Origin of the sequence: Rhodococcus sp. EPR-134, assembly GCF_001647205.1 — a bacterium.
Classification (GTDB): Bacteria; Actinomycetota; Actinomycetes; order Mycobacteriales; family Mycobacteriaceae; genus Rhodococcus_F; species Rhodococcus_F qingshengii.
On sequence record NZ_LVCT01000552.1, the window covers coordinates 1 to 12,243 of the forward strand.

The window sequence follows — 12,243 nt, forward strand, 5'->3', positions numbered from 1 at the left end:
CGGCGCCACCAAGTCCATCCAGATCCTCACGCCGCAGGGCGCCGCTGCTCCCGCAGCCGAGGTTGTGCCGGCCCCGGCTCCGGAAGCTGCCCCCGCGCCCGCTCCGGAAGCTGCCCCCACTGAAGCACCCGCAGCCACCGGCGAACTCGGGTACACACCCGCTTCGGTGTCCAAGCCGCTTCGCCAGGTGACGACGGCAGCAGATGCCGTCACCGCCGTGTTGATCGACCCGGGTGCCAGCGAGGCAGACAGCAATCTGCAGGCCGTCGCAGCGCCGCTCGGCGGCAGCGGACCGTCCGTCATCACCCGCGCTCAGTGGGGAGCAGACGAGTCACTTCGCTGCGACTCCCCCACCTACGACGACTTCATCGGTGGCGCGACCGTTCACCACACCGCAGGTAGCAACAACTACACGAAGGCCGAATCGGCCGGCATCGTCCGCTCGATCTACGCCTACCACGCACAGACGCTCGGCTGGTGCGACGTCGGATACAACGTCCTCGTCGACAAGTACGGTCAGACCTTCGAAGGCCGCGCAGGCGGACTCGACAAGGCAGTTCAGGGTGCACACGCGGGTGGATTCAACGAGAACACCACCGGTATCGCGATGATGGGCGACTACTCCACCGTCGAGCCTTCGCAGGCGACGCTCAACGCCGTCGGCAAGTTCCTCGGTTGGAAGCTCGGCATGGCCGGACTCGATCCCAAGGGCCGAACGACGATGTACTCCGAGGGCACCGAGTTCACGCCGTACCCGCAGGGCGCAGCAGTCGATCTGCCGATCATCTTCGCCCACCGCGACGTCGGAAACACCGCGTGCCCGGGTGATGCCGCATACGCACACATGAACGACATCCGGAACATCGCGGCCGCGAACATCGGGGGAACGTTGAACCCCTCGAACCCTTCCAATCCGTCGACGCCTGCGCCCAAGCCGACCACTCCGGTCGACACGGTCACCGGTGGCACCGGTTCGTCGATCCCGGATCTGGTCACCCAGATTCTGCAGATCACCGACAATTCACCGCTCGCGCAGAAGTGGATCGCCGAAGGTGGCGAGATCGGACGTCTCGGCCAGGCACTGTCCGGAATTCTGCAGGCGAAGCTCGGCAACCAGGGTGCGCTGTTCCAGAACGGCGCTGTCTACACCTCGCCGAACGGCGGAGTGTTCACCGTGCTCGGCGAGATCTTCAAGTCGTGGCAGAGTTTCGGTTCCGACGCGGGTGAACTGGGATTGCCGATCTCGGACGAGTACTCGATCCCGGACGGCCTGCGCAGTGACTTCGAGAACGGTTCGCTGATCTTCAACCAGATCACCGGCATGGTCACGAAGGTCCTCAAGACCTACAACGAGACCTTTGCCCAGGAAATGGCCAACAGCGCGCCTGTCGGCTGACACTCGAGCAGTACACGTCCTCGGGCGCTGGTGGGTTCTACGACCACCAGCGCTCGAGGACTTTTGCGACCCCGTGTGCCGAATTGGTGTCGGTGACCTCGTCGGCTGCGGCTTTGGCTTCGGGGTGAGCGTTGCCCATGGCGACGCCGAGTCGAGCCATCCCCAGCATCGGGATGTCGTTGGGCATGTCTCCGAAGGCCACCAGACCCGACAGGTCGAAGCCGAACCTCTCCGCGGCAGCAACCAGGCCCGACGCCTTCGTGATGCCCGGCGCCGAGAGTTCGATCAGTCCGTTCTCGGTGGAGTACGTCATGTCGGCGAGCGCACCGACGTGCGGGGCGAGCGTGTCGTACATCGCCGTGCTGGTCATGCCTGGACGGCGAATCAGGAGTTTGACGGCCGGCGCCGCAAGCACTTCGTCCTCGGACATCTCGGTGTTGTCCGGGTTGAGCCAGGCATGTTCGTAGTCCGGTGAGCTGACGAATTGTGGGGTGGCGGCGTCATGTGCGCTCTCCCCCACTCGTTCCGCGGCCAAACCTGCGCCCGGGAGTGCAACCAGTGCCAGCTCGGAGAGTTCGGTGAGTGCGTCGACCGACAAGGTCGCGGCGCTGAGGACGCGGTCGGCGTAGCTGTCGTAGACAACGGCTCCATTGGCGCAGACGGCGAGTGGCGCGTATCCCAAGCCCTCGACGACGGGCGAAATCCATCGCGGAGGACGCCCGGTTGCCAGCAGGAACGGCGTGCCGGATTCGACGACGGCATGCACGGCGGCGCGGGTGCGGGCACTGACCAACTCGTCGTGATCGATGAGGGTGCCGTCGACATCGGTCGCAACCAAGGTTGGGCGGTCAGGGCTGATACGACGGTCTGGGCTCACACCGCCATTGTGCCTGCCCGGTACGACGGTCTCGCTCAGCGCGCCCGCTTCGGACATCGCGAAACCGCGAGAGATTCGCGCAAAACGCATTTCAGTCCGACCGGTCTGGTATCTATTGCGGGAGAACAAGACTTTCACAAAGGGAGAAACACCCATGTCCGTGCCGCCCGATCTGCCCCCGCCGCCCTATGGAAACTCCCAGCCTTACGGGAATTCCCAGCCCTATGGCAACTCACAGCCCCAATTCCAGGTGCCTTCGCCGCAACCGCAACCTGAGAAGAAGTCGAAGAAGTGGCCGTGGATTGCCGGTGGAGTCGTCGTGTTGCTTGTCGTCGCAGGCCTCCTCGGTGGACGAGATAAGGACGACTCGAAGTCCACCGCTGCACCGACCACCACCGCTGCACCGACTACCACTGCTTCTACGACGCCTGCAGCTGTCGCACCGATCGTCAGTGCGCCGCCCGCTGCTCCTGCCCCGTCGTCCAGCAAGGTGGCGGCGCCCACGACGACCACATACCAGGCGCCCGCACCTGTGGTCACTACGACAGTTGCGCCTGCCCCGGCCAGGCCGCAGGTCAGCTCCGGTCAGCGGAACGCCGTCCGATCCGCCCAGCAGTACATCGACATGACTGCCTTCTCCCGCAGCGGACTGATCGAACAGCTCGAGTACGAAGGTTTCTCCACGGAGGATGCGACGTACGCGGTAGACAATTTGAACGCCGATTGGAACAAGCAGGCTGCGCTGAGTGCCGAGCAGTACCTCGAGATGACGTCGTTCTCCAGGTCAGGACTGATCGAACAGCTCGAGTACGAGGGCTTCACGAGTGCGCAGGCCGAGTACGGAGCCAACGCCGTGTACTGACCGCATCAGCGCAAGCGCCGTCTATTCAGCGCGCCCGCTTCGCGCGTTCCTGTGCGTCCATGGCCGCAGCTTCCTCCGGCGTCGGTGCGCCACCGCCGAGTCGGCGCGGCACCCAGTACGCCCCGGGCTCGTGCACGAACCCGTCCTGCACGTGGCGCAGGATTGCATCCATCTCGATGCGCAGGATCTCGCTCAATGCTTCGGCGGGCTCGACCGGATCGATCGGTGCGCCCACTTCCCCCGAGATCGGGAAATGATTGCGGCCCAGATTTTTCGGTCCGCCCTTGGTGACGATCCGCTGGGCGCCCCAGACGATCAGCGGAATTATCGGTACGCCGGCGTCGATGGCCATCCGAGCTGCTCCGGATTTCATTTCCTTGATCTCGAAGCTCCGGCTGATCGTCGCCTCCGGGTAGACGCCCACCAGTTCGCCCCGTTTCAGGGCGTCGACTCCGGCTCGATACGCCTGCGCTCCGGCAGAGCGATCGACTTCGATGACGCCGCATCCACGCATGAGGAAGCCGAGGACCTTGTTGTCCGCCAACTCGGCCTTTGCCATCACCCTGAGCTTGCGTTTCGCGGTACCGACCGCCAGGGCCGCCGGTATGAAATCGAGGTAGCTCGTGTGGTTGATCGCGATGACGGCGCCACCGGACACCGGGACGTTCTCAGTCCCGGTGCGGGTGACCTTCACACCCTGGAAACCGCTCAGACCACGCGCGACTACCTCGACAGCGGTGTAAACGGGTTCGAAGGACATCGGTCAGCCTTCGGACTTCCGCGCCTCGCGAGCCTTGGCTTTCGCCTCGGCCTCATCGGCATCCATCTTGTCGGCCTGCTCGAGCGTCGGCGCGCTGCCACCGAGGCGGGCCGGCACCCAGTACTCGCCGGCGGGATGGTCGTAGCTCTTCTGCAGATCGAGCAGCAACTCCTGCATCGTCGACCGCAGCTTCGCCGTCAGCTCACTCGCCGGCTCGAAAGGTGCAATCGGCTCGCCGACGGCAATGGAGATGGGAGTGTTGGTGCGGCCCAAACGCTTCGGATAACCCTTCGTCCACACGCGCTGAGCGCCCCAGATGACGACGGGAACGATCGGGACGCCCGCCTCGATCGCCATGCGGGCGGCGCCGGACTTGAATTCCTTGATCTCGAAGCTCCGACTGATCGTGGCTTCGGGGTACACGCCCACCAATTCGCCGCGCTTCAGGAAATCTACGGCCGCCTTGTAGGAGTCGGCGCCCGCGCCGCGGTCGACCGGGATGTGCTTGAGGGCCCGCATGATCGGTCCGGAGATCTTGTTGTCGAAGACCTCTTTCTTGGCCATGAACCGGATGTAGCGCTTCGGGGTCCGTGCCGGCAGTCCCGCATACGTGAAGTCCATGTACCCGGTGTGGTTGATCGCGATCACGGCGCCACCGGACGCCGGGATGTTCTGCTCTCCCTTGACGGAGAACTTCAGGCCCTCGAAAGCGAAGACGGTACGGGCGATGCCGATGACTGTTCTGTAAACGGGATCCACAGTTCGCTAGCGTAGACGGGAATCCGTGATCTGACCCGCAGCAGTTCTGGGGTGGATGTTGGTCAGAATGTCGCAAAAGGGGCGTACGAACGAATGAAGTCGGCAGGACGAGCGGCAGTGGGGGCAGTCGCACTCGCCATGACGTTGGCGATAACCGCATGTGAGGACGACGGACGGACGGGAATCCTGACGGACGAACCGTCTCCGCCGACGACTGAAACCACGACGACAACCACTCTCGCACCCACGACGACAATTGCGCCCGCTGCGCCGGTCGCGCCACCTCCGGTTGGTGACGTGCCCGGCAATCCGGCTGCTGCGCCGGCCTTGGCAGCTTGGGCAACGGGCCTGGTGTCCTTGGACGTGGACGCGCTCACGAACGCATGCTGGACGATGCCGCCCACAACGATCGCCGACCGATACTCGGATGTTCCCGCCATCTTGACGGCCATCGCCGCACCAGGCGTCGACGGCCAGTACGCGGTCACCTGGAGCGGCGGCGGACTCTCCGTCGCCGCCAAGCGCTCGGAGATCGCTTCCGGCTATGCGTGCCCGTTCGTCTTCCCTGCGGGGCAATCAAACTTCTACACCGCGGCCGACGCTTCCCACGCCGTCGTCAGGTTTCTCTCACGCGCCACGGGACGGCCGGTCAATACCCGCGACGTCGAGACGTTCTATCCACTGATCTGCCCCGGCAACAGCCCGTGGGATCCGGACGGCACCGGCGCCACCGGCCAGCCGCCTCTCAAGCTCGATCCGAATCAGCTGGCCGGTATCAAGTCTTTCGACGCCGACGCTGCAACAGTCACTCCGGTTCGCGGCGACTACGTCCGTGTCACCCTGCCCGTCAGCGACGGAACCGGTAACTCGCGCTCGATGCAGTTCACCCTGTCGATCGGCCCCGAGGGATATTGCCTCGGGGCCGCGACCTGAACTGTTCCGGTCAGGAACCGAACGGAAGGAAATCGCTCGAGCCAGCGCTTCCTGAACCGAGGCTGCCCGTGCCACCGCCGGTTGCAGCCTTGATCTGAATTGCGTGGGCCGTCGAGGTGGATCCTGTGAATCCGGTTGCCCCGCTGTAGATTGCCGAAATCGAATGCGTGCCAGTTGTGGTGAAGGCGTGGTTCAGCGCCGCGATCCCGTTGACCACTGCCACAGCGTCACCGATCGGAGTATCCCCATCCATGAACTGCACCGTTCCACCGTTCTGCACCGAACTGACAGTCGCCGACAGCGTCACCGACTTGTTCACCACGGCATCACCAGGCACCGTCACCACAGTCTCCGTGGTGACATCCGAAGGCGCAGGGTCCGTTACATTCACCGTCCGCGCCTGGGCCGAGGATCCGACTACACCGGCTCCTCCCGAATAGACCGCAGTGATGCTGTGCGCACCCGCAGAGGTAAACGAATGCGTCAGGCCGGCAGCGCCGGCCGTAACCGCTTCAGGACCGCCGATCGCGACCCCACCGTCGTAGAACTGCACGGTTCCGACGCCGACAGCATCATCCGACGACGTTCGGACGGTTGCCCACAAGTCGGTCGCCACACCAGTTTTGGCGTCGGTCGGAATATTCAGTTCGACGACGGATTCCTGGTCGGCAACACTGACCTGAACTGACTTCGCACTCGCAACCGAGTTCTTGAATCCGGCACCCGCGGTGAAATCCGCGGTAATGCTCTGCGCGCCAGCGGCATCGAAGGAATGCGTAAGCGTCGCGGTCCCACCGGACACCGTCACCGGTGAACCGATCGCAGTGCCATTCGACTTGAACTGCACCGAACCCACAGCGTTGTTCGGAGCAACCGTCGCGCTCAGATCAACCGCCGTACCCGTAACCGCCGTAGCCGGAACCGAGAGCGACGTCGTCGTCTCGACATCCACCGGAGCCGGATCAGAGACCGTCACCGTCTGAGCCGACGCCGACGAACTCACAAAGCCAGCACCAGCAGTGAAATCGGCCGTAACACTCTGAGCACCAGCAGCATCGAACGCATGCGACAGCGTCGCAACACCCGCGGAGACTGTGACCGGAGTGCCGATCGCAGTGCCATTCGACTTGAACTGCACCGAACCGACAGCGTTGTTCGGAGCTACCGTCGCCGTGAGATCAACCGCCATACCCGTAACCGCCGTCGCCGGAACCGACAACGACGTCGTCGTCACCACATCCACCGGAACCGGATCAGAGACCGTCACCGCCTGAGCCGATGCCGAGGAGCTGACGAACCCTGCACCGCCGGTGAAGTCAGCCGTAACACTCTGAGCACCAGCAGTATCGAACGTATGGCTCAATGTCGCAACACCGCCAGTCACCGTCACCGGTGAACCGATCGCCGTGCCATTCGACTTGAAATGCACCGTGCCGACAGCGTTGTTCGGAGCGACGGTAGCGGTCAGATCTACGGCCGTACCCGTGATGGCAGTCGCCGGAACCGAGAGTGAGGTCGTGGTCTGGACATCCACCGGAGCCGGATCCGACACCGTCACCGTCTGAGCAGGCGCCGACGAACTCACAAAGCCAGCACCAGCAGTGAAGTCAGCCGTAACACTCTGAGCACCAGCAGCATCGAACGAATGGCTCAGTGTCGCAACACCCGCGGAGACTGTCACCGGCGAGCCGATCGCAGTGCCGTTCGACTTGAACTGCACCGTACCGACAGCGTTGTTCGGAGCCACCGTCGCGGTCAGATCAACCGCCGTACCCGTGATGGCAGTCGCCGGAATCGACAGCGACGTCGTCGTCACCACATCCACCGGAGCCGGATCAGACACCGTCACCGCCTGAGCCGACGCCGACGAACTCACAAACCCAGCACCAGCAGTGAAGTCAGCGGTAACACTCTGAGCACCAGCAACATCGAACGAATGCGAGAGCGTCGCAACACCACCAGTCACCGTCACCGGTGAACCGATCGCCGTGCCGTTCGACTTGAACTGCACCGTGCCGACAGCATTGTTCGGAGCAACCGTCGCCGTCAGATCAACAGCAGTACCCGTAACCGCCGTAGCCGGAACTTGAAGCGTTGTAGTCGTACTCAGCGATGAGCTCGAGATCTCGATGGTCTGAGCTTGCGCGGTCGAACCACCAAAACCTGCAGTACCTGAATAGACCGCAGTGATCGAGTGTGATCCCGTCGTGGTGAACGTGTGATCCAGGGTCGCCGCTCCGCCAGTCACCGCGATGGGTCCGCCGATGTCGATGCCACCGTCCTTGAACTGGACCGTTCCGCCGTTAGCTGCCGGTGAGATGTTTGCGGTCAGCGCGACCGAGGTCTGCTCGACGGCACTACTCGGGACTGTCAACGACGCAGTCGTCTGTACATCGGCAGCGGCCACGCTCACTGTGCGTGCTGGTGACGTGGATGTCAGAAACTCGAGAACACCGTCGTATACAGCGGTGATGGAGTGATCGCCTGCCGCGGTGAATGTATGTGGCAGTGTGGCAACGCCATTGACGACGGCCACCGGGGCGCCGATGTCAGTTCCGCCATCCTTGAACTGAACGGTGCCGCCTGTCGGTGCCGGGGAGACCTGCGCAACCAAATCGGTCGACTGACCGACCGTTGCAGCCGCGCCGGATGTCACTGTGGTCGAGGTCGCCGCCTGCGAGACGACGTTGACGGTGGCCAATGCCTGACCACCCGCATTCAACCCACCACCACTCGAATCGCGCGGAGAGCAGTTGTAGCGCTCCCAGTACCCCGGCCAAAGGGTCTCGTACTGCAAGAACGTGAACGCATTCTTCGGCGAATTGAACGCACCCGAATCACCATCTGTGGCACGCAACTTCGGCTGCACCGTACTACCCGCGGCACCGGCAACCACCGTCACGTCGATCGCGGGCAACCGGAAGGTCTTCCCTGCCCCTACCTCGATTCCACCGTCACTGTTCTTGCTCGTGCTCGGGCCGTTACCGCCCTTGTTGTTCGAGTCAGCAGTCTGATTGTTCCCCGAAATACGCAGATGCGTACCCGCGCCATCCGGCGAACCGCCGTCGTTGATCCGAATCACCGACGGAGTTACACCGGACAAATTCGACGAAGTACCTGCCACGACCTGAGCATCCACCAACGACACCCCTGCAGGTATATCGAAGTCGTACTTGAGCCGCGTCCATTTACCGACACTGCGGCCTGCATGCCCACCCGTCGGCACCGACATCACGTTCGGCTGAACCCGATAGGTGAACGTCGACCCCGCCACCACCTTCTCCGGTGCAGACACCGTCACACCCGTCGAATGAAACACATCCGCGATATCAACAGCCAGATGTTCATAACCATCGCAACCCAGCTTGAACCCGATCGAGTTCTCCACCGCGGGAGATGACGTCGGAGCTGCCGAAGCAACGCCACCTGCCACCAGCACGCCACCGACCAACGCCGCCACCACGACCGCGGAACTTCTTCTCACCAACACGAACTCTCCTCAGCTAGCAACAGACGTGGATCGGGAACCGCACGGAAGGAGGTCACTCGAACAGAGCGGAAATCGGAATGGAGCTGGACGCTCGTACAGTACCCGTCAAAAGTAGTACTTGTATCAGTTATTTCAGACAAATATTCACGAATTGCCAATAGTTCAGCTAACGACCAATCCGCGATTCCCGAAGAGCAATGCCCCCTTGCACCTATGGGCGCAAGGGGGCATCACATCATCGGAGAATCATGAACCGAACGGCAGCGACAGCGAACCGAGCGAACCGGAGCCACCACCCCCGTTACCGACGTTCACAACCGATGCAGTCGACGTGGAACCCGTGACGCCCTGGGCTCCGCTGTAGACCGCGGTGATCGAATGGTTGCCGGTCGTGGTGAAGGTGTGGCTCAGCACGGCCTGCCCACCGACAACATCAACGGCAGTTCCGATCGGAGTCGTTCCGTCGAAGAACTGGACGGTTCCCGACGTCGCGCCGGAAGAACTGACCACAGCCTTCAGCTGCACCGCCGTGCCGACCTTTGCCGAGGACGGAGCCGTCAACGACGTAGAGCTTTCGACATCCGACGGGGTCGGAACCGTGACATTGACGTCGACAGACTCCGCAGCGGACGACGTGAACACACCGGATCCACTGAATGCAGCCGAGACTGCAAAGGTGCCTTCTGCTCCGAACACGTGCGGCAGCTTGGCAACTCCGTCAACAACCGCGACCGGGGCGCCCAGATCGACTCCACCGATCTTGAACTGGACCGTTCCGCCGGACGGCACCAGGGCGTCCGAGGGATCTTCGGACACTGTCGCGAAGAGATCAACAGGCAGTCCGACCTTGGCTTCACCCTGAACACTCAGCACCGTCTTTGTCGCCTTGTCGACCGGAGCCGGATCCGACACCGTCACCGTCTGAGCAGGCGCCGACGAACTCACAAACCCAGCACCAGCGGTGAAGTCAGCGGTAACACTTTGTGCACCAGCAACATCGAACGAATGCGAGAGCGTCGCAACACCCGACGTGACTGTCACCGGTGAACCAATGGCCGTGCCGTTCGACTTGAACTGCACCGTACCGACAGCATTGTTCGGAGCAACCGTCGCCGTCAGATCAACAGCCGTACCCGTGATCGCCGTCGCCGGAACCGACAACGACGTCGTCGTCTCCACATCCACCGGAGCCGGATCCGACACCGTCACCGTCTGAGCCGACGCCGACGAGCTGACAAAGCCAGCTCCAGCGGTGAAGTCGGCCGTAACACTCTGCGCACCAGCAGCATCGAACGCGTGCGACAGAGTCGCAACACCACCAGTCACCGTGACCGGGGAGCCGATTGCCGTGCCGTTCGACTTGAACTGCACCGTACCGACAGCATTGTTCGGAGCAACCGTCGCCGTCAGATCAACCGCCGTACCCGTGATCGCCGTCGCCGGAACCGAGAGTGACGTCGTGGTCTCGACATCCACTGGAGCCGGATCCGACACGGTCACCGTCTGAGCAGGCGCCGACGAGCTGACGAACCCTGCACCAGCGGTGAAGTCAGCCGTAACGCTTTGAGCGCCAGCAGCATCGAACGCGTGCGAAAGCGTCGCAACACCGCCAGTCACCGTGACCGGGGAGCCGATTGCCGTGCCGTTCGACTTGAACTGCACCGTACCGACAGCAGTATTCGGAGCCACGGTAGCGGTCAGATCAACAGCCGTACCCGTGATCGCCGTCGCCGGAACCGAGAGTGACGTCGTGGTCTCCACATCCACCGGAGCCGGATCAGAAACGGTCACCGTCTGAGCAGGCGCCGACGAACTCACAAAGCCAGCACCAGCGGTGAAATCAGCCGTAACACTCTGCGCACCAGCAGCATCGAACGCGTGCGACAGAGTCGCAACACCGCCACTCACCGTGACCGGGGAACCGATTGCCGTGCCGTTCGACTTGAACTGCACCGTACCGACAGCAGTATTCGGAGCAACCGTCGCCGTCAGATCAACCGCCGTACCCGTGACGGCAGTCGCCGGAACCGAGAGCGACGTCGTCGTCTCCACATCCACCGGAGCCGGATCAGAAACGGTCACCGTCTGAGCCGACGCCGACGAACTCACAAATCCAGCACCAGCGATGAAGTCAGCCGTAACACTCTGCGCACCAGCAGCATCGAACGCGTGCGACAGAGTCGCAACACCGCCACTCACCGTGACCGGGGAACCGATTGCAGTGCCGTTCGACTTGAACTGCACCGTACCGACAGCAGTATTCGGAGCAACCGTCGCCGTCAGATTAACCGCCGTACCCGTGACGGCAGTCGCCGGAACCGAGAGCGACGTCGTCGTCTCCACATCCACCGGAGCCGGATCAGAAACGGTCACCGTCTGAGCCGACGCCGACGAACTCACAAATCCTGCACCAGCAGTGAAATCAGCCGTAACACTCTGCGCACCAGCAGCATCGAACGCATGGCTCAATGTCGCAACACCGCCAGTCACCGTGACCGGAGTGCCGATCGCCGTGCCGTTCGACTTGAACTGCACCGTGCCGACAGCGTTGTTCGGAGCCACGGTGGCCGTCAGATCAACCGCCGTACCTGTGATGGCAGTAGCCGGAACCGAGAGTGACGTCGTGGTCTCGACATCCACCGGAGCCGAAGCAATGCTGATCGTCGCGAGTGGACCTGCACCAGCGTTGAGAGGCGTGGTGTCCTTGTTCTCGCGAGGCGAGCACCGGGTCGGATCCCACTGTGTACCAAGGAAACTCGCCTTTGCGAGCTGAGTGCTGAAGTTTTCGCTGGCACCGAGGTTGCCGGCCGCACCCGCGGTCCTCACCTTCGGCTGGATCACTCCCGTCGCACCAGCGACCATTGTTACGTCGACTGCGGGAAGTCGGAACCACGTGTCTCCGTTGCCGTTTGTCGAGCCATCGAGGTTCTTCTTGGACTTCGGTACTCGAATTCCACCCTCCGAGTTCGTGCTCGTCGTCGGACTGTTGCCGATCACCTGGTTGTTTCCTGACAACCGCAGGATCCCGCCGCTGCCGTCGACATTGCCAGAATCGTTGACTCTGAGAACATTCGGTGCGACATTGTCGAGTCCGATGGAGGTACCTGCGACGACGGTAGCGGAAACGTACGTCGCATTGCTCGGGATGGCATAGTCGATTTTCAGA

8 protein-coding genes are annotated in these 12,243 nt (G+C 62.8%); 3 read left to right on the top strand and 5 right to left on the bottom strand.

Translation table 11 applies throughout. The annotated features are described in order from the left end of the window. On the top strand, nt 1-1,396 hold a 1,396-nt coding region (locus tag A2J01_RS24785; RefSeq protein ID WP_064113803.1), incomplete at its 5' end, for an N-acetylmuramoyl-L-alanine amidase. Nucleotides 1,397-1,433: 37 nt separating this feature from the next. Here the strand turns inward: A2J01_RS24785 and A2J01_RS24790 are convergent. Further along, nucleotides 1,434-2,255 carry a Cof-type HAD-IIB family hydrolase gene (locus tag A2J01_RS24790; protein WP_037131235.1) on the bottom strand — a complete coding sequence of 274 codons (822 nt, stop codon included), beginning with the start codon at nt 2,253-2,255 and terminating at the stop codon, nt 1,434-1,436. Nucleotides 2,256-2,427: 172 nt separating this feature from the next. Between A2J01_RS24790 and A2J01_RS24795 the strand changes: the two genes are divergently transcribed. Further along, nucleotides 2,428-3,135 (top strand): Ltp family lipoprotein, encoded by a 708-nt coding sequence (locus tag A2J01_RS24795; RefSeq protein WP_081305320.1) that lies wholly within the window; start codon nt 2,428-2,430, stop codon nt 3,133-3,135. Nucleotides 3,136-3,160: 25 nt separating this feature from the next. On the opposite strand, the gene A2J01_RS24800 is transcribed toward A2J01_RS24795, so the two are convergent. Further along, the gene (locus A2J01_RS24800) at nt 3,161-3,895 is read right to left on the bottom strand and encodes a lysophospholipid acyltransferase family protein (RefSeq protein WP_064113804.1); all 735 of its coding nucleotides are present in this window, start codon (nt 3,893-3,895) and stop codon (nt 3,161-3,163) included. Between the two features lie 3 nt (nt 3,896-3,898). Next, entirely contained in the window at nt 3,899-4,654 is a 756-nt protein-coding gene (locus A2J01_RS24805; protein ID WP_042921233.1) for a lysophospholipid acyltransferase family protein, read from the bottom strand. A gap of 93 nt (nt 4,655-4,747) precedes the next feature. On the opposite strand from A2J01_RS24805, the gene A2J01_RS24810 reads away from it, so the two are divergent. Next, the gene (locus A2J01_RS24810) at nt 4,748-5,587 is read left to right on the top strand and encodes a hypothetical protein (protein ID WP_064113805.1); all 840 of its coding nucleotides are present in this window, start codon (nt 4,748-4,750) and stop codon (nt 5,585-5,587) included. 10 nt (nt 5,588-5,597) lie between these two features. Here the strand turns inward: A2J01_RS24810 and A2J01_RS24815 are convergent, their stop codons facing one another. Together A2J01_RS24815 and A2J01_RS24820 are read right to left on the bottom strand one after the other, a co-directional pair. Then, nucleotides 5,598-9,071 (bottom strand): beta strand repeat-containing protein, encoded by a 3,474-nt coding sequence (locus A2J01_RS24815; RefSeq protein WP_156519394.1) that lies wholly within the window; start codon nt 9,069-9,071, stop codon nt 5,598-5,600. A gap of 252 nt (nt 9,072-9,323) precedes the next feature. Then, a partial coding sequence (locus tag A2J01_RS24820) for a beta strand repeat-containing protein (protein WP_331715336.1) occupies nt 9,324-12,243 on the bottom strand: 2,920 nt, incomplete at its 5' end.